Below are 23,484 nucleotides of genomic sequence, written 5' to 3' on the forward strand. Positions count from 1 at the left end.
TCGTAGGTGTAGGTCTTGTTGGCCAGGGTCAGGGTCTCGGTCGAGTCACGCCGTCCCCAGTCGCCGACGATCTTCATCCACACCGCCGGCTGCGAGCCGGTGGCGCGGCCGTCGAGGGCGTCGCGCAGGTCGGCCTGACGGTCGAACCAGGACTGGGTGGTGGTGTACCAGGTGTCGCCGGCGATGGCCCCGATCTGGGCGAACTGCAGGGCCGGCAGCTTGGGCGCGGAGACCAGCAGTTCGTTGGAGCCGTCGTTGGCCAGGTCGTAGAAGAACATCCCCGGCTTATCGAGCACGTTGGTGGCGCCGCCGTAGTACGGCGTGCCGCCGGCCACGAACCAGGTCGAGGTCGGGTCGAGGTGGTAGCTGGCCGCCGCCGAGCCGGCGCCCTGCACCAGCACGATGCCGGTGGTGTTGCCCAGGAAGCCGCCGAGCGGGGCCGCCTTGGTGTCGACCACCACGATGGCCTGGTTGGTCCCGGCCGCCGTGCCCGACACCTGCAGGCAGTCCGCCGCGGTCAGCGACGCACAGCCGGCCTGGGTGACGGTGCTGAGGTTGGCGTCCATCAGCAGCGTGCCCGTCCCGCCCAGGGTGGCCCCCGACGCGATGATGGCGTCGTTGATCTGCCCGTCGGTGGTGGAGCCCGCGTTCTGGCTGCCGAAGTAGATCTTGCCGTTGTTGGTCAAGGTCTCCAGGCCGGTCAGGGTCAGGCTCGAGGCGCCGGTCAGCTCCCCGGCGATCACCACGCCGCCCTTGTTGTTGGCGAAGCTGTCGGTCCCGGCCCCGAAGGCCAGGGTGGTCGCCGCGCCGGTGAAGATCGTGCCGGTGTTGGAGACGCTGTCAGCCCCGCCGGAGAAGGTCGAGGTCCCGTTGGTGTGCCACACCCCCCCGGCCGCGTTGCTCACGCTGGCCGCGTTGGTTCCGGTCAGGCCCGAGAAGTCGACCCGGCCCAGCAGAGTGCCGGTGTTGTTCACCGCCACATTGCCGGTCGTGCCCTTGATCGCCAGGTCCAGGTAGGCGGCCGGCGAGGCGTTCACCGAGGTGATCGTGCCGGCGTTGTTGATGGTGGTCGTCGAGCCGGACGCGGTGGTCACGTCCACCACCGCGTGGGTGGCGTCGCCCAGGCCGGTGGCGATCGCCCCCGAGCCGATGCTGACCGTGCCGCCGGCGCCACTGCTGGTGACGATGGCCCGGCCGTTGGCGGCCGTGACGTTGCGGTTGGCCGTGACGGTGACCCCGCCCGTGCCGCCCGTGGCGCTGATGCCCACCGGACCGGTCTTGCTGTTGACCGTGCCCGCGCCGGAGGCCGTCACGATCGTGCCGGTGGTCACGCTGGTGGCGCCCGAGCCCACCGAGGTGGCCTGCACGCCGTAGGTGACCCCCGAGACCGTGTTGTAGGTCCCCGCCGGCAGGTTCGACTGGCTGGCCGTGGTCACCGCGACGTTGGCGTTGGCCCCCGACGTCGAGGCCACGATGCCGGCCGCAGAACCGCCCGACACGTTGCCGATGGTGGAGACGCCGATGGCGCCGCCGCCCGTCGAGGTGGCGCTGATGCCGTTCGTGGCGCCGCTCACCGCCGTCTGCACGGTGGTCAGGTTCGCCGCGTTGGCCGTCACGCTCACCGAGCCGGAGCCGGTGTTGGACGCTTCGATGCCGTTGCCGCTCGTGCCGGTCACGGTATTGCCCGAAGACGTCACCGTCACCGCGCTGGTGGCGTTCGTGCCGGTGCTATCGGCGTGGATGCCAACGCCCGCCGTCACCGCGCCCGAGTTCGACACCACCACGTTGCCGCCGCCCTTGGCGTAGATGCCGTAGGCCGCCGGATCGATCGTCGCCGAGTTGGAGACGGACACCGTGCCGGTCCCGGCGTTTACCGCCTTGATCCCGGCGTCCGCGCCCGTGTCGGCGAAGATGGCGCCGGTGTTGACGATGGTGATCCCGCTGGCGTTCGCGCCCGACGACACCGCCAGGATGCCGTCGACGTTGATCCCATCAGCCAACACGCCGATCTGGTCGCCGTTGGTGATCTGGATGGCGCCGGTGGTCGAGTTGGCCAGGATGCCATAGTCCGCGCCGCCCAGCGCCGACATCGATCCGCCGGTGGTCAGGATGCTCACGCTGCCGGCGGCCCCTTCGGCGTCGATCCCGGCGCTGCCAGCCCCGGCGACACCCGTGAAGGTGCTCTGGATGCCCGAGGTGCTCCAGCCAATGTCGATCGCGCCCGTGGTCGAGGCATAGATGCCCCGGGTCGCGGCCGTGATGGTGTTGCCGCTGATCGACTGCACCGTCACCGCCCCCGAGCCGCTCTCGGCGTCGATGCCGCGACCGCCCGTGGTGATGACGTTGTCGTTGGTGAACACGCCGACCGCGTTCGCGCCGGTCGACGTCGCCAGGATGCCGCCGGTGACGCCCCTGACCGTCTTCTGCAGGTTGCCGACGAAGGTCACCGGGCCGCCGGTGCTGGTCGCACTGACGCCGAGGCCGGCCTGGCCGGTGATATTGTCGCTGGCATAGACATTGATCGTCCCGCCGCCGCTCGCCACGACGCCGTTGGTCGCGCCGGTCACGTCAGCGATCAGTCGGCTTCCGACGACGCCCACCGAGACGGTCCCCGCCCCCGTGGTCGAAGCCTCGATGCCGTTGCCGCTCGTCCCCGTCACGCCCGCGCCGCCGGTGTCGAGCACGGTGACGGCGCCCGCGCCGGTCGTGTCGGCGTGGATGCCGACGCCGCCGCTCACGGTGTTGGCCGCGGTGACGGCGACGTCGCCGCCGGCGCTCTTGGCGGAGATGCCGAAGCCCGTCGCGCCGCCGGTCACGGTCCCGGTGGCGCTGACCGTCACCGTGCCGGCGCCCGAGGAGACCGCCTTGATGCCCGTGCCGCCGCCGATGACCGCCGCGGACGTGTAGACGTTGACCGCACCCACGCCGGAGGCGCTGACGCCCACCGCCGAGGTCGAGCCGGTCGCCGAGATGGCTCCGGAGTAGGCGTTGCCCGACAGGCCGACGCTCACCGTGCCGGCGCCGCCGGTCGAGGCGGCCGTCACGCCGTTGCCGTTGGTGGCGGTGACAGCGCCCGAGCCGGTGATCGTGACCGGGGCGCCGCCGGTGCTCTCGGCGTCGAGACCCGCGCCGGCGCTGACCGCGCCGGTGTTGGTCAGGTTGACGCTCCCGGACCCGGCGTTCGCCAGGCTGACGCCAGTGGCCCCGCTGTCGCCGAAGATCGCCCCGGCGTTGGTCACCGAGATGCCGGTGATGTTGGCCCCGCTGGATGCGGCCCGGATGCCGGCGGCGTTGACGCCGCTCGTGCCGCTGGTCCCCAGGCCGATGCCGCCGGTGTTGACCACCGTCAGGCCGCCGGTGGTGGACTCCGCCAGGATGCCGTAGCCGGCGCTGGCCAGGCCGGTCATGTCCGCGGCGCTGTTGATCGAGGTGGTCGCGCCGTTGGCGCCGGTCTGGATGCCGGCCGTGGACATGGTTCCGGAGAACACGCCACTGATCGGCGCCAGGCTGGTCCCGACGGTGATCGTGCCCGTGCCGGTGTTCAGGGCGTAGATGCCCAGGGCTCCGGCGGTGATGTTCTTGTTCGAGGCGACGCTGACCGCGCCGCTGCCGGTCCGGGCATCGATGCCGATGCCGGTCCCGGCCTGGATCACGTCGGTGTTGGTCACCGTGGAGCCGGTCGCGCCATAGGCCTGGATGCCGCTGGTCGACCCGCTGACCGTGCCGCCCGAACTGGTCACCGTGGCCGTGCCGGTATTGCTGGTCGCCCCGATGCCGACGCCGTTGGTCCCCGTCACCGAGGCGACGGAGCTGACCGTGACGTTGCCGGCCGTGGCGGTGGCCAGGATCCCCGAGCCGCCCGTGCCAAGCACGGCGCCGCCGGCGGTGACCGTGGTGGTCGTGCCGATCGCGCTGATGCCCGTGCCGGCGGTCGCCGTCACCGTGACCCCCGGGTCGGCGGTGACCGTGGTGGTCCCGCCCGAGGTGGCGTTGATGCCGAAGGTCCCGCCCTGCACGGCCGCCTCGGCGCGCACGGTTGAGCCGCCCGCCCCGCCGCCGGCGCGGATGCCCGGACCGGCGCCGCCGGTGACGGAGCTGAGGCTGAGCACGTTGACCCCGCCCCCGGCGGAGGTCAGGGCGTTGATGCCGATGCCGCTGGCCGCGATCGCCCCATTGGTCTGCACGGCGATGTTGCCCGAGCCGCTGAGCGCCACGACCCCGGCCGAGGTGGCGCCGCCGGTGGCGGTCACCCTGCCGGTGGTGACGTTGATGTTCCCCGAGCCTGTGGGCGGGCCGCCGGTCCCTTCATAGGCCAGCACGCCGGTGATGTTCGCCCCCGTGCCGGTGGCCGTCACGTCGCCGCCGATGGTGTTGATGGTGATGTTGCCCGCGCCTTGGGTGGCGCCGGTGACGCCGGACAGGCCGGTCACCGCGCCGCTGGTGGTCACCTGCACGTTGCCGCCGCCGCTGACGCCGGCCACGCCGATGTTGCCGCCGGCCGCCGAGACCCCCTGGGTGTGCACGATCACCACGTTCGTGCCGCCGGCGTTGGCGACCACGCCGCTGCCCGTGCCCGTGGTGGTGACCTGGCCGTTGGTGGTGACGGTGATGCCGCCGTTGCTGGTGGTCGCCTTGACGCCCGCGCCGTTGACCGCATTGACCGCCGCGTTGGTGGTCACCGAGACGCCGCCGGTCCCGCCGGTGGTCGAGGCGCTGATCCCGGCGTCCCCGGAGATCACCCCCGAGCCGCCCGTCACCAGGACGTTGCCGCCGCCGCCGGAGGCCGCCAGAACGCCGGTGGAGCTGTTGTCCTGCGCCGTGATCGCGCCGTTGCCGGTGTTCACGGTGATCTGGCCCGACCCCACGCTCTCCGCGTCGACGCCGTCGCCGTGCGCCGTGATCGCGCCCGCGCCGGTGGTCACGCCGATCGAGCCCGCCGAGGCGGCGTTGCTGATCTTGGCGGTGACGCCGTTGGCGCCGACCGCCGTGGTGGCGCCGATCGAACCATTGACCAGCACCGTCAGGTTGCCGGTGCTGCCGGTCACCAGCACGCCCGAGCCCGAGGTGCTCTCCAGGTCCGTGCCCGCATCGGTGCTCACCGACACCGAGCCGGAACCGCTGGCGTCCGCCTCGACCGCCGCGCCGGTCCCGCCCTTCACCACCGAGCCGGCGGTGTGGACGTTGACGACGTTCGGGCCGTTGACCGTGGTCGACAGGATGCCCTGCTGCAGGCCGGTGACGTTGGCGAAGGTGTCGGTGGTCGCCGAGCCGTTGCCGACGGCGTTGACCTTGATGCCCGGGTCGCCGGACACCGCGCCGTTGGCCACCACGCGGGCGTTGCCGCCGCCCAGGGCGTTGGCGAAGATGCCGTCGCCGCCGGTGCTGGACACCGTCGAGCCGGCCGCCGTCTCCACCGTCACGTTCCCCGTGCCGACGGTCTGGGCCAGGATCCCCGTGCCCGTCGCCGTCACCGAGCCCGTCTGGGTGGTGTCGTTGCCGACGAACACGTTGGAGCCATTGGCCACGTTGGTGATCTCGGCGTCGATGCCCAGGCCGCCCGTGGCGTTCACCGCGCCTTGGCTGAGCACCGACACCGTGCCGTCGATGCCGTTGCTGTAGGCGATGATGCCCGTGCCGCCGGTGGTGGTGATCGCCGAACCGACCGCCGTGTTGACCGCGATCTGGTCGTTGCCGGTGGTGGCGTCAGCCGCCACCACGCCGTTGGCGCCGGCGTTGATCGTGCCGTTGACGTTGACCGTCACCGCCCCGTTGATGCCGGAGGTGTTGGTGGCGTCGATGCCGTCGGTGGTCGCCGTGATCGTCTTGCCGGCCCCTTGCGTGACCGTGACGTTGCCGTTGGTGCTGGTGGTGGCCACGATGCCCTGGCCGCCGAAGCCGGTCACCGCGCCGGTCAGGGCGTTGACCCCGCCGCCCGCGCCCGTGCCCGTCACATTGCCGAGGGCGGTCACCGTCACCGTCCCGAAGGCGGTGTTGTCGGCGGTGTTGGTCGCCACGATGCCCGTGGTTCCGCTTACCGACCCTGTGGCCGCCTGGGTCACCGAGACGTTGCCGTGGCCGTTGGTGGTGGCGAAGATTCCCTTGCCGCCAGTGGAGGTCACGGCGCCGTCGGCGGTCACGCTCACCGCGGAATTGTTCGCCGTGTTCTGGATCACGGCGTCGATGCCGTCGAGCGACACGACGTTGATTTGGCCCGCTGCGCTCTGGTTCACTGTCACCGAGCCCAGGCCGATCGTCTTGGCGATCACCCCGGTCGTGCCGGCGTTGATCAGGCCGTTGGCCGTGACCAGCACGGCGCCGGTGCTGAGCGCATTGGTGCTCTCGGCGTCGATACCGATGGCCGGCTGGATGAAGAAGCCGATCTCGCTGCCGGTGTTCTCGGTCACCGTGACGGCGCCAAGGCCGCCCGATGTGGCTTTGATCCCTGTCGCCGCGCCGAAGAAGCCCGCGTTCAGGTTCGCGGTGGCCGTGCCTGCGCCGTTGCCCAGGGTGACGCTCACGGCCTGGGTGTTGGTGGCGTTGTTGATCGCCGCGACGATGCCGTTGCCGCCCGCGAAGCTCTGTCCGCTGGTCAAGTCATTGAGATTGACCGTGACGGCGCCCAGGCCGTTGGTCTCGGCGTCGATCAGGGTGGTCCCGGCGGTGTTGGACTGCGGCCCGCCTTCCAGGTCGACCAGCACGTTGCCGGTGCTGGCCGCGTTGTTGATCTGGGCGTTGATGCCGATGTTGCCGCTGTAGAAGACCTGGTTGCCGACCCGGCCGTTGGCGTTGACGGTCACGTCTCCCGCCGCGCCGGTGCTGACCGCGTCGATGGAGTCGCCGCCAGCGCCCACCGTCCCGTCAGCCTTGACGAGGGTTCCGGCGGCCGTGGTCACCGTCACCCCGCCCACGCCGCTGGTGGCGGCCTTGATGGCGTCGACGTTGCCCTGGGTCTGCACGAGCGCCGTCCCGTTGACGGTCACCGACACCGCGCCGGGGCCGACGTTCGACGCCAGGATGCCGATGCCGTTGGTGGTGGTGACGTTGCCCCCGGTGGTCACCGAGGCTGCGCCGGTGTTGGCGATCGCCTCGATGCCGACGCCGTTGCTGTCGCTCACCGCCGTCGCGCCCAGGTTGACGCTGGCCGCGCCGCCGCCGCCGGCGATGGCCTCGACCGCGATGCTGCTGCCGCCCCCGCCACTGTCGACCACCGAGATCGACCCGCCGGTGAACCCGGTGACCGTCGCATTGCCCGCGTTGGAGATCGCCTCGATGCCGCGCGCGCCCTTGCCCGTCACGGTGATCGTGTCGTTAAGCGCGCCCGTGACCGTGGCGGCGTTGGTGTTGGCGATGGCCTCGATGCCGACGCCGCCGTTGGCGCCGGCAGAGCCGACGGAGATCGTGTTCGTGGCGCCCAGCGTCACGCTGGCGCCGTTGCCATTGAACTGGTCGGCGGTGATCGCCGCCAGGCCGACGTCGCTGTCGCCGCCGGCGGCGCCCACGGTGATGGTGCGCTGGGCGTTGGTGGTGATCGACGCCCCGGCGGCGGCGCCGGCGCCGCCGTCGTTGGCGATCGCGGCCACGCCCCTCAGGCCGCTCGCGCCGCCGACCGTGATCGACCCGCCGGTTCCGGTCATCGCCACCGTGGCGTTGAGGCCGCCGCTGCCGGAGCCGTCGCTGATCACATCGACGCCATCGCCGCCGGTCGCGGCCACGGACGAACCGCCGTTCAGATTCACGGTGGGCACATAGAGACCGAAGAAGGCGCCGCTGTTGGTGGCGCTGACGCCCACGCCGTTGTTCGCCGTCACCAGCGCGCCGTTGTTGATGTTGACCGTGACACTGGCGTTCGGACCGATGGTCTGGCCGTTGTTGACGGCGACGACGCCGTTGGTCCCGCCGGTGACGTTGGCGTTGATGTTGACCGTCGTCGGACCGGCGACGATGGCAAGGTTTGGCACGCCGTTCGTCGTCACCGACACGCCCGTGCCGTTGGTCGCCGAGACGACGCCGTTGGTGGTGACGTTGGTCGCGCCGATGCCGTGATTGAGCACGACGACGCCATTGCCCGAGGCGGTCACCGCCCCGGTGGTCAGGTTCAGGTCGTGGCCGGAATTCAAGGCGGCGCCCGGGTTGTTGATCTTGGCGACCACGCCGTCGCCGCCGCTGCTGGTGACGGTGGCCCCCGACAGGTCGGCGGTCAGGGCGCCGGTGTTGGTCTCGGCGTCGACCGCCGCGCCCGTGCCGCCGGTGGTCTTCACCTGCGCCGCGCCGCCTCCGACGGACGTGATGTTGACCGCGCCGGTTCCGGTGGCCTTCACGTTCAGGGCCGCGTTGCTGCCGACCGTGCCGTCGCTGCTGACAATCGCGCCAGAGCCGAGGTTCACCGTGTTGGCGCCGTCGACCGAGGTCTGGTTCAGGCCGCCGTTCGTGCCGGCGACCGTCCCGAGGTAGGCCAGGTTGACCGTCGCGCCGCCGGTGACGTTCACGTCTGCCGCGTAGTCGCCACTGATGTTGCCGAACAGCGAGCCGGTGACGTTGCCGGTGGAATTCACCTTCAGGCCCGTCCCGGTTCCCCCGGCGATCGAGGCGCCGGGGTCGGTGTTGAGGATGGCCCCGCTGGATCCGGCGGTCACGTCGACGGCGTCAAAACCCGCCAAGGTCTGAGTGATGGCTCCGGCCGTCTGGGTGAAGGTGACCTGCTTGCCGGTCAGCGACACCGCCGCCGCGCCGGTCCCGTTGCTGACGTTGCCGGCGAAGCTGGCGTTGGTCGTGCCTGCCCCGGTGGTGCTGAGGATCACGGGTCCGGTCTCGCTGCCCGTAGCCGCCTGGCTGAGCGAGACATTGCCACCGGCGCTGGTCTCGCTGATTCCGCCAATGACCGTGCCGTTGTCGTAGACCGTGATTGCGCCCGTGCCCGCGGCCTGGGCGAAGACGCCGAAGCCGACGCCGACCGACTGCACCGTCTTGCCCTGGTTCACCGTCACCTGGATCGCGCCGTTGGCCGACTGCGCGTCGATGCCGGCAAAGGTGTTGCCGGTGACGTTGCTGCCGGCGGTGACGATCACCGTGCCCGCGCCGTTGGTGGTGGCGACGATGCCTTCTAAATCGCCGATGACGCTGGTCGAATTGGCGCCGGCGGTCCCGCCCGTGTTGACCTGGACGTTGCCGCCGCTGCTGCCGACGATGATGCCGTCCTGGCCGGAGCCGGTGGAATTGATGCTGCCGCCGCTCAGCCCGTCGCTCGGCACATAGACCGCCAGGTTGGCGTTGGTGTTCGAGGTCAGCAGGACGCCGCCGCCGCTGACCACCAGGTTGCCGGACAGGGCCAGGTTGGTGCCGGTGGTGTTGGAGGTGTAGCCGATGCTGGTCACCGGGCCGGGGCCGCAGGTGATGGTGCCGCCGCCCGGGTTGTTCACCGGCCCCGTATAGGTCCCCGACGCCAGGGGCGCGCAGGTGGCCGCCAGCGCCGTCGCCGGGGTCATCGCCGTCAGGGCGACGCCGCCGATCCCGGCCAGCAAGGTGGAGGCCACCAGCGAGGAGGTGGCCAGCAGGGAAACGCGGGTGCGCGCCGCGGTGGTGCGGGAACGAAGCATGCTGAAAACCCCCTCGAACGGCCCCGCGCCGCCTTGCGCAGCGGGGCCTTTGTTTGTTGAACGCTGTTCGTCAGATTAGTAAACGAAGCCCGCGTGGCCGTCTTGGCCTCAGGGGAAGCGTGCGCTATGCAATGAGCGCACCTATTCGACTGTATTTTCTGTTGAGAACAGGCGTAATTACAACAAGATGCATTTGCACGGCGCGCGCTTTCGGAACGATTGCGTCGCGCGTCTGTCAATAATTTTACACCGGCTTGTCGAGCCGTTCTGTCGTTAAGGTATTGTCGCTCCGATCTTCTCCCCCGGAGATTGTCGCCAGAGTCGGCGCGAGGTGACCGGAGCCCCGCGCGCCGGCTGGACTGACCCCACGGCGCCCGCGCTTACCCTGCCGGCAAACATCGAGGCGAGGAACGGCGATGCACGACACCATCATTCGCGGCGGAACCCTCCACGACGGCACGGGCGCCGAGCCTCAGGTCGGCGACGTGGCCATCCGCGACGGGGTGATCGTCGCCGCGGGCGGCCGCATCGCCGAGCCGGCGCGGCAGGAGATCGACGCCGACGGCGCCATCGTCACCCCCGCCTGGGTCGACATCCACACCCACTATGACGGCCAGGTGACCTGGGACGAGGAGATGAACCCTTCGGCCAGCCACGGGGTCGGCACCATCGTCATGGGCAACTGCGGCGTCGGCTTCGCCCCGGTGGTCCCCGGCGGCCAGAAGGCGCTGATCGAGCTGATGGAGGGCGTCGAGGACATTCCCGGCACCGCCCTCTACGAAGGCATGCCCTGGGGCGCCTGGGAGACCTATCCCCAGTACCTGGACTACCTGGCCGGGCGGAAATATGCCCTCAACGTCGCCTCGATGATCGCCCACGGCGCGGTGCGCAGCTACGTGATGGGCGAGGGGCGCGGCAACGCCGACGCCAGCGAGGCCGAGGCGCAGCGCATCGCCGGCATCGTCGAGGAGGCCCTGCGCGCCGGCGCGGTGGGCTTCTCCTCGTCGCGGATCATGGGCCACAAGTCGATCCACGGCGACCAGGTGCCCGGCACCTTCGCGCCGGAGGCCGAGCTGATGGCCGTGGCCGGCGCCTTCCGCCGCGTGGGCGCGGGCCTGCTGCAGATGATCCCCGCCGGCACCCTCGGCACGGAGGGCGAGCACACGCCGCTGGAGGACGAGGTGGAGATGATCTGCCGGCTCAGCGCGGCGGCCGGCCGCCCGGCGACCTTCACCCTGTTCGAGACTTTCGCCGATCGCACCCAGGCGCACCGCGTGCTGCAGCAGGTGCGGGCGGCCAATCGCGGCGCGGCGCGGGTGTTCCCGCAGGTCGGCAGCCGGCCGACCGGCTTCGTCTTCAGCCTGTCGTCCTATCATCCGTTCATGGCCAAGCCGTCGTACCTGGCGCTGGCCCACCTGCCGCCGGCCGAGCGCGCCAAGGCCCTGCGGGACCCGGCCGTGAAGGCCCGCATCCTGGCCGAGGAGAACGTGCCGCCGGCCCTGCCGGGGTCGATGGAGGCGCTGATCCCCAACGTGCCGTTCCCGATGGTGCAGACCTTCCCGCTGGGGACCGACAGCTCCTACGAGCCGCTGCCGGAGGAAAGCTTCCAGGCCCGGGCCGAGGCGCAGGGCCTGACCGACGGCCGCTCGGCGCTCTACGACCACCTGGTGGGCGGCGACGGCGGCGACTTCGCGGTGGCCTTCTTCACCGGCTATTCGACCTACACCCTGGACGGCCTGCGCGAGCTGCAGCTGGACGAGACCACGGTCGTGGGCCTGTCCGACGGCGGGGCGCACGTGGGCGCGATCTTCGATGCGGTGAACCCCACCTACCAGCTCACCTACTGGGCGCGGGACCGCCAGCGCGGGCCGACCCTGCCGCTGGCGCACGTGATCAATCGCCAGACCGCCCGCAACGCCGACTTGTTCGGCTTCACCGACCGGGGCCGCATCGCGCCGGGCCTGCGCGCCGACCTCAACGTCATCGACTTCGCCGGGCTGACGCTCGGGCCGATGCAGTTCCACCACGACCTGCCGGCCGGCGGGGCCCGCCTGCTGCAGGGGGCGCACGGCTATCTGGCGACCCTGATCGGCGGCGAGGTCACCCGTCGCTTCGACGCCGACACCGGCGCCCGTCCCGGGCGGCTCACCCGCGGCCAGGGCGCGACCCAGGCGGCTGCGGCGGCGGAATAGCGCCCGGTCGTTCCGGGCCGGAGCGGGGAGGCGCCATGGACTCGCTCGAGGTCATCGCCAGGCCGCACTTCGACAAGGCCGACCTGGCCTGGCTGACCGACATCCGTTCGCGCCGGGCCGGCAGCCGCGGCGCGCCCTATTTCACCCTGGTGTTCGCCGGGGTCGAGCTGGAGGCGGCCGCCTTCACCAAGGCGGTGCGCGCCAATGCCCGGGACATCCATCCGATCCGCTTCCGGCTGCGCTCGGCCCTGGTCGTGCCCGAGACGGTGGTGCGTCGCTTCCACGTGTTCCTGATCCCGGACGAGGGGTTCGGCGCGATCCTGAAGCTGCACGACGCCCTGCACGCCGGTCCGCTGGCCTCGGGTTTGCGCCAGGACAGCCCCTATCTGCCGCACATCACCGTCGCCACCAGCGGCAGCTACGAGACCGCCCGCGACCTCGCCCTGTCGCTGAACCGCCGCGACCTGGACATCGCCGGCCGCATCGACGCCCTGCAGGTCGAGCGCCGCACCGGCGAGGTGATCAAGCCGGTGGCCGAGGTGCCTCTGGCGAAGGCCGGCTGGTTCGGCTAGCCGGCGGCGCCATCCGGCAACCCTGCGTGTGGCGAGACGGCCCTCAGCCCTCCAGCGAGGCGATCCAGGCGTGGCCCGGGTGCAGCTCCCGCAGCGCCTGCGCCAGCCAGGCGCGGGCGTCCGGCGCCAGGCGCGGGGCGGCCAGGGTGAAGTCGGCCTGGTCCTTGTCGCGCAGGGCCTTGGCCTTGAACAGCAGCACGATCTGCGGCGCCACATAGGGGATGCCCGTGGCGGTGCGGCCGCTGGCCCAGGCGCGCGGCGCGCTGAACTGGCCGGTGCGCCGGTAGACCCAGGTCTCGTCGTCGCCGGGCTCGCGGAACACGTCCAGCCGCCACCCCCGCGTGGCGGGGTCCATGACCCACGTCTGGTGCGTGCCGGGCGGCGGCGCATCGCCCGGCGGCAGGGCGATCACCTGGCCCTCGTCGATGGCGAACAACGCCAGGCCGAGGCCCCCTTCCAGCCGCGCCCGGACCTCGGCGAAGCCGCCTTCCGGCACGGTGATCTCCAGGTCCCCGTGGGGGCGGGTCTGGCGCCCGAGCCAGAGGTCCAGCGCCCAGCCGCCGGCGACCGCCCAGGGTGCGGCGAGGCCGGCCAGCGCCCCAGCGGCCTCGTCCGGCGTCCAGGCCATCGACCAGGCCTCGATGGGCGGGCCTTCCCAGCGTCTGGCGTCCGACATGGGGCCTCCTGCCCGGCGGTCTATTCCGTCGCGCCCATGGCTAAATGGCCGGCGCAAGCCTAAGTATCACCTATCGCCGGCAACGCCCCTGGGACGCCGGCGCCTGAGAGACGGCCGGCCCGCGCTGGCGCACTCCCCCTCAACGGGAGCGTCCTCATGACCAGCCTGACCACCGCCTTCGCCGCCGCCGAACTCTCGGGAGGCTGCGACCAGGCCGCCCTGACCCGGCTGATCCCGCACCTGCGCGCCTTCGCCCGCGCCCTGTGCCGCAACGACGCCGCCGCCGACGACCTGACCCAGGAGGCCCTGGCCAGCGCCTGGAGCGCGCGGGCGCGCTACACGGCGGGGACCAATCTCAAGGCCTGGGTGTTCCGCATCCTGCGCAACCAGTTCTATTCCGACCAGCGCCGGTCGTGGCGCATCGCGCCCCTGGACCCCGCGGTGGCGGAACAGACCCTGCGCGACGTGTCCAACGTCCAGGCGACCCTGGAACTCGACGACGTCCGCCGGGCCATCGCCCTGCTGCCGGACCATCAGCGCGAGGCGCTGATCCTGGTGGCCGTGGCGGGCATGCCCTACCTTGAGGCGGCCAGCATCTGCGACTGCGCCGAAGGCACGATGAAGAGCCGGGTCAGCCGCGCCCGCGTGCGGCTGCTGGAAATCCTCGACACCGGCTTCATCCCGCTCGACGGGGTTGATCCTGACGCCGCCATGGCCACCCTGGTGGCGGACGGGGCCCGGCTCAGCGCCGCAGCCTAGCGGGCGGCAGGGGGCAGGGCCTCATCTGCCTGGCGAGGGCCTCATTTGCCGCGCGAGGGAACGAGCCGGCTCGCCGGCCGTTGGCCTTTCGAGGGATCGTCCATGCGATCCCAGGAGACATCCCCTAAATGCGTAAGCAACTTCTGGCCGCCGGCTTTGCCGCGGCCCTTATTCCCGCGTTCGCGCCCGGCCTCGCCCTGGCGCAGCAATCCTGCGAACAGCAGCGCGACAACCGCGTGGCCGGCACGGTGGTGGGCGCCGGCGTCGGCGCCCTGATCGGCAGCGCCGTGGCGGGTCGTGGCGACCGGACCGCCGGCGCCGTGGTCGGCGGCCTCGGCGGCGCCGTGGTCGGCAACCAGCTCAGCCGGCCGGATCGCGACTGCAACCACGCCTACGGCTATTACGACCGCTCCAACCGCTGGCACGCCAACGCCATCGACCGGGCTCAGGCGTCCGGCTATTTCGACCGTGACGGCCAGTGGGTCGACGGCGCCCCGAACGGCTACTACGGCCAGGACGGCCGCTGGACCTCGGTGCAGATCGGCCCCGATGACAACGGCTATCGCGACGCCCGCGGCGGCTGGGTGCCGGCATCCGCCGACGGCTACTACGACACCAACGGCCAGTGGACGCCCGCCAGCGCGCGCGGTCACTGGGAGGACGGCCGCTGGATCTCCGGACAGAGTTCAGGCGCCTATGACGCCAACGGCCACTGGATGGCGGGCGCGCCGCCGGCCGGCCATCGTGACGCCAGCGGCCAGTGGGTCGCCGACCCGCAGCCCGGCTACTACGACAGCAATGGTCGCTGGCGCGCAGGCCAGTCCTACGGCTTCTATGACGGCCGCGGGCGCTGGATCGCCACCCGGTCCGGACCCGAGGCGCGCAACGCCGGCGGCTATGTCGCCAACACCGCCTACCAGGGCCACGACGGCCAGATGGGCGTGCGGCGCGACGTCCGCTCGCGCATGGACTGGCTCGACCAGCGCATCCGCTCGGCCCAGGCAGACGGCTCGCTGGACCGCCGCGCCGTGCGGCACGCCTTCCGCGACCTGAGCCGGATCCGCGACCGCGAAGCCCGCCTGCGTCATCCCGACGGGCGCCTCTCCGGCCGCGACGAGGCCTATCTGCAGTCCCAGCTGGACAACCTGAGCCAGTCCCTGCGCCTGCAACGCGACGGCGGCTGATCCTCGGCGCGCGATCCCGCGGCGCCGCGAAAGCGGCGCCTGCGGGCGCGTGGCCGCCTGGCTTGACGTCGCTCAACGCCACCGCCGCCCCCGTGCGCTATCGTCCCCGACGATGACGGCTCGAGGGCGGCGAAATGGCCAAGGTACCGATCACCTATTTCTCCGACGTGCTCTGCATCTGGGCGTTCATCGCCCAGCGGCGGGTCGATGAGGCCAAGGCCACCTTCGACGGCCAGGTCGCCTTCGAGCCCAGGTTCTGCGCCGTGTTCGGAGACACCGCCCGCAAGATCGCCGCCCAGTGGGGCGCGCGCGGCGGCTACGACGGCTTCAACGCCCACCTGCTGCAGGCCGCCGCCGCCTTCCCGGAGGCGCCGGTCAACCCCGCGATCTGGCGCGACGTGCGCCCGGCCTCGTCCACCGGGCCCCACCTGTTCCTCAAGGCCGCCCAGCTCGCCGAGCGCGACGGCGCCATCGCGCCCGGCGCCGCTGAGCGGGCGACCTGGGCCTTGCGCCGCGCCTTCTTCGAGGACGCCCGCGACATCGCCCGCTGGGACGTCCAGTGCGAGGCCGGTCGCGCCGCGGGCGTCGACCCTTCCGCCGTCGAATCCCTGATCCACGACGGGCGGGCCTTCGCCGCCCTGGCCACGGACTACCAGGACGCCGCGGCGATGAGCATCGCCGGCAGCCCGACCTTCGTGCTCAACGACGGCCGCCAGAAGCTGTACGGCAACGTCGGCTATCGCATCCTGGAGGCGAACATCCAGGAACTGCTGCGCGAGCCGCATCCGGACCAGGCCAGCTGGTGCTGAGCCGGCGCCGATCGCCGGCGCCCCATGGACAGCGGCCGGCAAAGCACGCCAACTGAGCCGGTCGCCCGTCGGAGCCTGCCGCCATGTCCATCGAGACCCCATGACCATCGAGACGGAAGACCAGCTGGACCGGCTGCGCACCGTGGGCGCCCTGGTGGCGCGCACCCTGACGGCGATGGGCGAGGCGCTGGAGCCGGGCATGACCACGCGCGAGCTCGACGATCTCGGGCGCGCCATGCTGGAGAATGCCGGCGCGCGCTCGGCGCCGGAGCTGACCTATGGCTTTCCCGGCGCGACCTGCATCTCGGTGGGCCCCGACTGTGCGCACGGCGTGCCGGGCGACACGGTGGTTAAGGCCGGCGACCTGATCAACATCGACGTCTCCGCCGAGCTGGACGGCTATTTCGGCGACACCGGGGCCAGCTTCGCCGTGCCGCCGGTGAAACCCGGCGTCGCGCGCCTGTGCCGCGACGGCCGGCGCGCCATGTGGGCCGGCATTCGCGCGGTGAAGGCCGGTGGGCGCCTGAACGCGGTGGGTCGCGCCATCGAGACCTTCGCCCGCGCCAACGGCTACAGCCTGGTGCGCAACCTCGCCAGCCACGGGGTCGGCCACACCCTGCACGACGAGCCCGGCGAGATCCCCACCTGGCATGAGCCGAACGACCGGCGCACGATCAACGAGGGGCTGGTGTTCACCATCGAGCCCTTCCTGTCGCTGGGCGCCGACTGGGCCGAGGAGCGGGAGGACGGCTGGACCCTGCGCCCCAACGGCGGCCGGCCCACCGTGCAGTACGAGCACACCTTGGTGGCCACCCGCCGCGGCCCGGTGATCCTGACGCTGGCCTGACGGCCCTCGCCGCTGGCCCTACCTTTTTGCGCGTTGTCCAGGGTGTTGCGCGGATAGGCGAGCGGCGCGCCGAAGACGGCGGCGAGGTCGGCGAGGTTGTCCCCGCCCACCTGCTGGCTGAGAAACACCCCGCCCGGCCGCAGCACGCGATGCATCTCGTGCGCCCGAAAGCCGCCGTGCCGGTTCAGCACCAGGTCGAAGGCGCCGTCCGCGAACGGCATGCCCGAGGCGGTGTTGGCCTGGAACACGGCCACGCCCAGCGGCTCCAGCCGGGCCCGCGCCACGGGCACGTTGGGCGCGTAGCCCTCCACCGCGGTAGCCCGGCCGCGAAACGGCGCCAGTTGGGAGAAGACTTCGCCGCCGCCGGTGGCCACGTCGAGGATGTCGTCGGCGCCGGCGGCGGCCGCGCGCGCCAGATCCGGATACGACCAGGGCGGCTCGGCCTCGGTCAGTCGCCCGGCCAGGGGCGAGAAGTCCCAGCCCGCGAACGGCGCGGCCGCCGCCTGGGTCCAGCGGTCGATCAGGGTGGCCTCGGCGCTCATCCGCCCAGTGTGTGGCGGCCGGACGCGCCTGGCAACGACCGGCGGTTGCGCGGACGTCCGGTCAGGCCGCCCGCAGCGCCGCCTGCGCGCGGCCCGGGCAGGAGGTGTGGCGGCGCGAAAGCAATGGCCAAGCTTTGCTCGCCGCCTGCTCCCCAGATTGAGTAAATGGAAATGAATGGGGCCGCTATGGCGGTATCAAAAGCTGAAATGCGCTGAGAAATGAATTGATGATCGCAACGAATGCTTGTCTATTGGGTGGATATCGATCCATCGTCGCGTCGAATGCGCACAATGGGTAGTTCATTGCGGATTTGGACAGTTCGTCGCATGGGCGAGCGCGGGCAAAGCAGCCCAACTACGGCCCGTCTTCAAAGGCTTCCCCAAGCGGTTTGACGACGCCTCGCGCGGCCCGGTCGCGCGGACCATTTCGCGCGGCTCTGTCGCGCGGAGCGCTCCGGCGGCCGCCGGAGCGCATGGTCCGTGGGGGGCGCGGCTCCAGCCATTGGGCAGACACTCGCTCCACGCCGCGCGCTGGACCCTCCAGCGTCTACCCCGGGAGCCGGCTGGCCGGCGGTCGACTGGAGAGCTGGATCGGATTGCCGTCCGGATCGGCGCCGTCGCACAGATCGATGTGGGCGCCGGACTTGACCGGCCCCAGGGTTGTCATGCCGCGGCGGGCCAGGGCGGCGCGCGCGGCGGCGACGTCGGGAGTGTGGAACGCCAGCTTGGGCGGCCGCGCGCCGGGCCGGCCACGCCCCGCGTGCAGTGCGATGGCGCAGCCGCCGGCGTCGAACTCCACCCAGCCGGCCTCGCGGCCGACCACCGCAAGGCCGATCACATCGCGATAGAAGGCCGTCATCGCCTCGAGATTGGCGGTGAACAGGATGATGCGGCTGAGGCGAAGGTCCATCGGCTCCGGTCCTGGTTGGCGTGGCGGCCAGCAGGAGGGGGAGACATTTATTTTGGCAAGCGCGCCCGTGGGCTCAGGCGGCGTGGCCCTCGGCGCAGGAGAGCCGCTTCAGGAAGCGCCTGACGTTGGCGGCGTTGGCGTCGCGGACAGCGTTCATCGCCGGGCCGGCCATGCGCGCGGCGGGAACCATCACCCCGCGGCCGTCGACCTCGACGCACCACCCGTCGTCGAGCAGCCGGGTGATGTGCCGGCGGCAGGTCTCGTAGGGAATCCCCAGCGATTGGGCCACGGCCAGGCGCGAGATCGGCCGGCGCAGCACGTCGGGCACGCCCTCGCCGCGGCGGGCCAGGTCCGGTCCCAGCTGCGGATCGTCCATCACGAAGCCCGTGCTGGCGCAGTCGATCGCCAGCCAGATCAGGGCGCGGGTGAAGTCGTTGTCGAACTGCTGGGCCAGCAGCAGCGCCGAGCGCAGGAAGAGTTCCTGAGTGGCGCGCATGATCGCCCGGGGATCTTCCGTCAAGCGCCGTTCCGTTCCATCCAGCGACCGCCCCACGCGGCCACGCGTCCAGTATTTCCGGATGCGACGGGCCGCCCAAGATAGGGATAGCCCTTAGGGGGGCTCACGGAGGGCATGCTCGCCCTCTCTAGGTCTACGAGCACGATTCAAGCCGTCGTGCTCTAGGCTGGCCGCGCTGCGTCGGGTCTACGGCAGGGGCGACGTGCGGTCCGGCAGCCACCAGTGGTGGCGGCGGGCGATCTCGTCGTGCAGCATGTACAGTCGCTCGCGCCCCTTGCGGTCGGCGACCGTGATCTGCTGGCGGATGGCGCGCACGGCGTCTTCGGCGCCCAGCTGTTCCTCCAGGCGGGAAGCCAGGGCGTCGACCCGCTCGGGGTTCATGGGAAGCAGGCGGGATAAGCTGAACATGGGTACTCCAGGCAGTGCCGGATTGTCCCACGGCCAGGGTTAATCATGGATTTCCAGCGACGCCTTGCCGCGGGGCTCAGCCGCGGGCCGGGGCCGGCTCGCCCATCCGCGCCATGGCGAAGGCGAGCTCGCGCTCGAACACGTCCGCGGCCTCCATGAACAGCTCGCGGGGGGAGGCGACGCCGGGCTCCAGCTGCAGGGCCACGTGCAGCCCGTCGAGCAGCTGCAGCATCAGCCGGCCAAGCCGCCGCGCGACCTTCTGCACGGTGTCGGGGTCGTGTCCGGCGAAGGTCTTGCCCAGCGCCTCGTCGAACGCCTCGCGCCAGCGCTCGCGCACCGCGGCGGCCGCGGCCAGGTTCTGCGGCGTGCCCGCCGCCGGCTCGGTGGCGACGATCATGAGCAGGCGCATGAAGTCGGGCGCGGCGGTGAAGGCGTCGGCATAGGGCGCCAGGCGGCGGTGGACGTCGCCAGGGCGCAGCGCCGGGATCTCGCCGGTCCGCGGCCCCAGGCGCACGCGCCATTCCTCCGCCGCATCCTCGAGCGCCGCGGCGAACATCCGTTCCTTGGACTCGAACGCCCAGTACATCGACCCCGGCAGCACGTCGGCGCGCCGGGCGATCTGCGACACCGAGGTGGCCGTATAACCCCTGTCGGCGAACAGCTCGCGCGCAGCCTTCAGGATGCGCTTGCGCGTTGGCGTCGTCTTGTCAGTATCGGTGCTGGTGCGCCGCGGTTCAGGCACGAGGACCCTTCTTCTGGCTGTGCTTGCATGGCCGCCCCGGGGACGAACGCTCACCGGATAACCCTAATTGAGCAATTTGCCGCCGGCGCCACCTGTGGCTGTGCGTCGCAGGTGATAGGGGATCAGTTAGCTTGCTTGAACGCTCATTCAAGTGCACGCAGAACCTTAACGGTCCCACCCGGGGCCGAGTCGCCTTGGAGACCCGTCGTCATGGCCGAAAAGCACAATCCCGATCCGATCGACGTCGCCGTGGGCGCCCGCATGCGCATCCGCCGTCGCTGGCTGGGCCTGTCGCAGACCGACCTCGCCAACGCCCTGGGGATCACCTTCCAGCAGGTGCAGAAGTACGAGAAGGGCGCCAATCGCGTCTCCGCCTCGATGCTGGTCCGCGCCGCCGCGGCGCTGGAGACCACCGTCGGCGCCCTGGTGGGCGAGGACAGCGGGGCTGACGTGGCCTCGGTGGTGCTCACCGACCTGGCCGCCCCGGGCGCGGCCGAGCTGCTGGCCAGCTTCGCCAAGATCCGCGACGGCGAGGTGCGCCGCGCCCTGATCAAGACGGTCGAGGACCTGGCCGGCAAGGCCAGCGCCAAGGCCCCGCTGGCGCTCTCCGCCTAGCCCCGCGGGGAGAGGGCGCCGCCGCCCCTCAGTACCGCGCCCGCGCCGCCAGCAGGAAGCTGCGGCCGGGTTCCGGGAAGCCGTCGACCAGCTGATCGCTGTCGTCGAGCAGGGTCTTCACCCCGACCCTACCGAACGGGGGCGACGCGGCTGTGGTTTGTCCTCTACGATATTGCATCGGATATAGCGGAGGGCGAGATGAGCATGGCGCGCCAGACGACTTTGGCCCCAGGGACCCGGGTCACGACGACCCTGGCCTCTGCGACCATGGCCCTGATCACCGCGGCGCTCGCGCCCCCCGCGGCCTCGGCGCAGGGTCAGATGGGGGCCATGCCGGGCATGGACGGCCACGCGGGCATGGGACCGGGGAGCCCGCCGCCGGCCGCGTGCGCCGCCACGGACGCGGCCTTGCCCCCCGACCTCGCGGCGTGGACCGACAAGGCGCCCCTGGCCGCCGCGGCGACGGCCGCCGACCTCCCCGGCGCGAGCCTGACGGTGGGCCGCGCGGTGAGCGCCAGCTTGCGCCACACGGCTGAGATTCACTATCCGGCCCAGCCGGAAAAGCCTGGCGGAACCGTCAGTTACGGCGGTCTCCTGGCGCTCGACGTCAAGGATGCCGGGACCTATCGCATTGCCCTCGGCGCCGCCCCCTGGATCGACGTGCTGCAGGACGGCAAGCCGCTGGCCTCCACCGCCCACGGTCACGGCCCGGCCTGTTCCAGCGTGCGCAAGATGGTGGACTTTCCCCTGACCCCCGGTCGCTACGTGATCCAGATTTCCGCCGCCGCCGACCCGTCGCTGGGCGTGCTGGTCACGCGCCTGCCGTGAGACGCCCGGCCGCGGCCGGGTTGCTGGCGCTGATCGCGGGCGCGGCGCTGGCCGCCGCGGCGGTCGCCGGCGGCGCGGGGCGCGCCGATCGGGTCGAGCTTGGCCGCCAGCTGTTTTATGACGCCGATCTGTCGCGCGACGGGACCATGGCCTGCGCCACCTGCCACGAACAGCGACGCGGCTTCACCGACGGTAACGCCACCCACCCAGGGGTGACCGGCGCGCCGGCGCGCCGGCGGGTGATGCGGCTGGCCAACCTCGGTCACCTCGCCAGCTACACCCGGGGCGACCCTCGGCTCGGCCGCCTGGAGGCCCAGGCCCTGGTTCCACTGAACGGCGACCACCCGGTCGAGATGGGCGCGCGCCCCGGCCTGATCGCCGCCAGGCTGGGCGCAGACGCCTGTTACCGGCGCGCCTTCGCCCGCGCCTTCCCGGGCGAGCCGGGCGGGGTCACCGACGCCAAGGCCATCCGCGCCCTGGCCGCCTTCGAGCGCACCCTGGTCTCGGCCGACACCGCCTGGGACCGCGCCCGTCGCGGCGATCCGGCCGCCCTGTCGGACGCCGCCCGCCGCGGCGAGGCCCTGTTCCGCGGCCCGCGGCTGGCTTGCGCCGGATGCCATGCCGGCCCTGACTTCACCGACGCCGCCGCGCCGGCCGCCCGGCGCGATCCGTCCATCGCCTTCCACGCCATCGGCCTGCCGGCCAGCGCGACGGACCAGGGGTTGGGCGAGATCACCGGCCGCGCGGCCGACGGCGGCCGCTTCCGCACGCCATCCCTGCGCAACGTCGCCCTGTCGGCGCCCTATCTGCACGATGGCTCGGTCCCGACCCTGGAAGCCGCCATCCGCGCCCACACCCGCGCCAGTCCCGCCGTCGCCGGTCTGACCACCGCCGACCTGGCCGACCTCGTCGCCTTCCTGAACGCCCTCACCGACCAGACCCTGATCGCCGACCCCCGCCTGGCGCTGCCGAAGCACCAGTGCGGGCGCTGAGGTCCGGACCCGGGGCTCAGCCGAAGGCTAGGGGCAGATCGCCTTGTTGGCCCTGGTGTCGCCGACCGACGCCGGCACGGGATAGGGCGCAGGCTGCTGCGCCTTGCCGGCGGCGACGTTGGCCGACAGCTGCGCGGCCCGCAGCTGGGCGGAGAGCGACGGCCAGTACGCGCTCGTTGGATCCGCTGCGCAGAACGCCCTACGGGTGCTTTCCGCCCCGTCCAGGGAGGTGGAATAGGCTGTCAGGGCTGTCGCCTGGGCGGTCATCTGGTCGCTGGCGGCCTGGGCGCGGGCCTCGGGCGATATGGCCTGCCTCAGCTGCGCCTCCACCGCCGGGCTGGCGGTGTTGAACAGGCTGGCCAGGGCGGCGAAGAACTCCGACCCCGAGCGGATCTCGGTCACCTGCAGGCTGACGTTGACGGGTTTGATGGCGTAGGCCTGCCCCCCACCGCCGGCATGCGGGTCCACCACGCGTCCAACCCCTCCGCCACCCCCGCCGCCGGTCACCTTCGCATCCGCCCAGGGACTGGCGACCCAGGGCGAGGCGCCGGGGCAACTGGCGTTGCAGACGGCAGCGAGGTCGGTCGGGCCGTAGCGATAGGTGACCCCATCGACAGCTGCGGGCAGGGGCAGCAGGGCGCGCATCGCCGGGTCGGGGTTCTGTGTCGGCAGGGTCCAGGTGGCGGCCGCGCCTGCGGCGCCGACCGGCGCCAGATTGGCGTTGACCGCCAGCAACGGGTCCCTCTTGCCGTTCCTGCCGCCCAGAAGCGCCGGATAGTAGATCAAGGTGGGCGTGTACGAGATGGCGTCGCCGCCCTGCGACGGGCGCACCCAGAACTCCATGAAGAAGTCGACGCCCCGGTCCTGCGGGATCAGCGGCGCCTGGGCGTACTGGGCCTTCCACTTGACCAAGGCGTCCAGGTGCTGACCGTCGTCCTTCCAGTGAACCGCCTGGATGCAGTATCGGCCGCCGAACTGGGGCTCGACGGCCAGGCGCCCCGAGAGCACGGTCTTCTTGTCCGCGCCGAGCGCCGTCAGCTTGGCGCCCACCCAGTCGAACGCCTTGTCGATCAGCGCCGGCGCCACCTGACCCAACAGCAGGGCCCCCAGGGCGCTCTCGCTGGCGTTCGACGAGCCGCCCAGCCCCGGATGCAGGCAGGCGCCGGAATAGAGGCTGAGATTCGGCGGACTGGCCGGCGGCGCGTCCTGCGCGTGCGCTGCGCCGGCGGCAGCCCCCAGGACCAGCGCCAAGGTAAGCTTGGATGTCACGGACATGCGGGTCGCTCCTCTCGCAGCGG

The 23,484-nt window shown here is 71.9% G+C and carries 16 protein-coding genes and 1 pseudogene; 9 read left to right on the forward strand and 8 right to left on the reverse strand.

The genetic code is table 11. The features are described from left to right. Positions 1 to 9,593: hypothetical protein (locus ACO2Q3_RS26165; protein WP_423312130.1), on the reverse strand; the 9,593-nt coding region annotated here is incomplete at its 3' end. Positions 9,594 to 10,009: 416 nt separating this feature from the next. On the opposite strand from ACO2Q3_RS26165, the gene ACO2Q3_RS26170 reads away from it, so the two are divergent. Together ACO2Q3_RS26170 and ACO2Q3_RS26175 are read left to right on the forward strand one after the other, a co-directional pair. Then, the gene (locus ACO2Q3_RS26170) at positions 10,010 to 11,785 is read left to right on the forward strand and encodes an N-acyl-D-amino-acid deacylase family protein (protein ID WP_423312132.1); all 1,776 of its coding nucleotides are present in this window, start codon (positions 10,010 to 10,012) and stop codon (positions 11,783 to 11,785) included. A gap of 35 nt (positions 11,786 to 11,820) precedes the next feature. Continuing rightward, entirely contained in the window at positions 11,821 to 12,357 is a 537-nt protein-coding gene (locus ACO2Q3_RS26175) for a 2'-5' RNA ligase family protein (RefSeq protein ID WP_423312134.1), read from the forward strand. A 43-nt stretch (positions 12,358 to 12,400) separates the two neighbouring features. On the opposite strand, the gene ACO2Q3_RS26180 is transcribed toward ACO2Q3_RS26175, so the two are convergent. Next, complete coding sequence (locus ACO2Q3_RS26180; protein WP_423312136.1) at positions 12,401 to 13,033, reverse strand: nucleotidyltransferase domain-containing protein; 633 nt, start codon at positions 13,031 to 13,033, stop codon at positions 12,401 to 12,403. Positions 13,034 to 13,189: 156 nt separating this feature from the next. Between ACO2Q3_RS26180 and ACO2Q3_RS26185 the strand changes: the two genes are divergently transcribed. The 4 genes from ACO2Q3_RS26185 to map all read left to right on the forward strand — a co-directional run bounded on the left by ACO2Q3_RS26185 (position 13,190) and on the right by map (position 16,632). Continuing rightward, positions 13,190 to 13,792 (forward strand): sigma-70 family RNA polymerase sigma factor, encoded by a 603-nt coding sequence (locus ACO2Q3_RS26185; protein WP_423312138.1) that lies wholly within the window; start codon positions 13,190 to 13,192, stop codon positions 13,790 to 13,792. Positions 13,793 to 13,920: 128 nt separating this feature from the next. After that, on the forward strand, positions 13,921 to 14,976 hold the full coding sequence (locus ACO2Q3_RS26190; RefSeq protein WP_423312140.1) for a glycine zipper 2TM domain-containing protein: 1,056 nt from the start codon (positions 13,921 to 13,923) through the stop codon (positions 14,974 to 14,976). 134 nt (positions 14,977 to 15,110) lie between these two features. Next, positions 15,111 to 15,785 carry a DsbA family oxidoreductase gene (locus ACO2Q3_RS26195; protein WP_423312142.1) on the forward strand — a complete coding sequence of 225 codons (675 nt, stop codon included), beginning with the start codon at positions 15,111 to 15,113 and terminating at the stop codon, positions 15,783 to 15,785. Between the two features lie 100 nt (positions 15,786 to 15,885). Continuing rightward, positions 15,886 to 16,632 carry a type I methionyl aminopeptidase gene (gene map, locus ACO2Q3_RS26200; protein WP_423312144.1) on the forward strand — a complete coding sequence of 249 codons (747 nt, stop codon included), beginning with the start codon at positions 15,886 to 15,888 and terminating at the stop codon, positions 16,630 to 16,632. Between the two features lie 131 nt (positions 16,633 to 16,763). Here the strand turns inward: map and ACO2Q3_RS26205 are convergent. The 5 genes and pseudogenes from ACO2Q3_RS26205 to ACO2Q3_RS26225 form a co-directional block, all read right to left on the reverse strand. Continuing rightward, positions 16,764 to 17,174, reverse strand: a pseudogene (locus ACO2Q3_RS26205) (class I SAM-dependent methyltransferase); the annotation flags it as partial. 547 nt (positions 17,175 to 17,721) lie between these two features. Then, entirely contained in the window at positions 17,722 to 18,084 is a 363-nt protein-coding gene (locus tag ACO2Q3_RS26210; RefSeq protein WP_423312146.1) for a VOC family protein, read from the reverse strand. Positions 18,085 to 18,157: 73 nt separating this feature from the next. After that, positions 18,158 to 18,604 (reverse strand): hypothetical protein, encoded by a 447-nt coding sequence (locus ACO2Q3_RS26215; RefSeq protein ID WP_423312148.1) that lies wholly within the window; start codon positions 18,602 to 18,604, stop codon positions 18,158 to 18,160. Positions 18,605 to 18,787: 183 nt separating this feature from the next. Then, entirely contained in the window at positions 18,788 to 19,009 is a 222-nt protein-coding gene (locus ACO2Q3_RS26220) for a hypothetical protein (protein WP_423312149.1), read from the reverse strand. A 76-nt stretch (positions 19,010 to 19,085) separates the two neighbouring features. After that, positions 19,086 to 19,751, reverse strand: a complete 666-nt coding sequence (locus ACO2Q3_RS26225; protein WP_423312151.1) for a TetR/AcrR family transcriptional regulator — start codon at positions 19,749 to 19,751, stop codon at positions 19,086 to 19,088. A gap of 210 nt (positions 19,752 to 19,961) precedes the next feature. On the opposite strand from ACO2Q3_RS26225, the gene ACO2Q3_RS26230 reads away from it, so the two are divergent. The 3 genes from ACO2Q3_RS26230 to ACO2Q3_RS26240 all read left to right on the forward strand — a co-directional run bounded on the left by ACO2Q3_RS26230 (position 19,962) and on the right by ACO2Q3_RS26240 (position 22,186). Beyond that, the gene (locus ACO2Q3_RS26230; protein ID WP_423312153.1) at positions 19,962 to 20,366 is read left to right on the forward strand and encodes a helix-turn-helix domain-containing protein; all 405 of its coding nucleotides are present in this window, start codon (positions 19,962 to 19,964) and stop codon (positions 20,364 to 20,366) included. 198 nt (positions 20,367 to 20,564) lie between these two features. After that, positions 20,565 to 21,194: a homogentisate 1,2-dioxygenase gene (locus tag ACO2Q3_RS26235; protein ID WP_423312155.1), complete on the forward strand. Its 630-nt coding sequence runs from the start codon at positions 20,565 to 20,567 to the stop codon at positions 21,192 to 21,194. Next, positions 21,191 to 22,186 (forward strand): cytochrome-c peroxidase, encoded by a 996-nt coding sequence (locus tag ACO2Q3_RS26240; RefSeq protein ID WP_423312157.1) that lies wholly within the window; start codon positions 21,191 to 21,193, stop codon positions 22,184 to 22,186. Before ACO2Q3_RS26235 ends, ACO2Q3_RS26240 begins: the two co-directional genes overlap by 4 nt. A 27-nt stretch (positions 22,187 to 22,213) precedes the next feature. On the opposite strand, the gene ACO2Q3_RS26245 is transcribed toward ACO2Q3_RS26240, so the two are convergent. Continuing rightward, a complete protein-coding gene (locus ACO2Q3_RS26245) occupies positions 22,214 to 23,461 on the reverse strand; it encodes a hypothetical protein (protein ID WP_423312159.1) in 1,248 nt (415 codons plus the stop codon). Positions 23,462 to 23,484: the final 23 nt, after the last annotated feature.

Origin of the sequence: Caulobacter sp. KR2-114 (assembly GCF_049446115.1) — a bacterium.
In the GTDB taxonomy this organism is placed as follows: Bacteria; Pseudomonadota; Alphaproteobacteria; order Caulobacterales; family Caulobacteraceae; genus Acaudatibacter.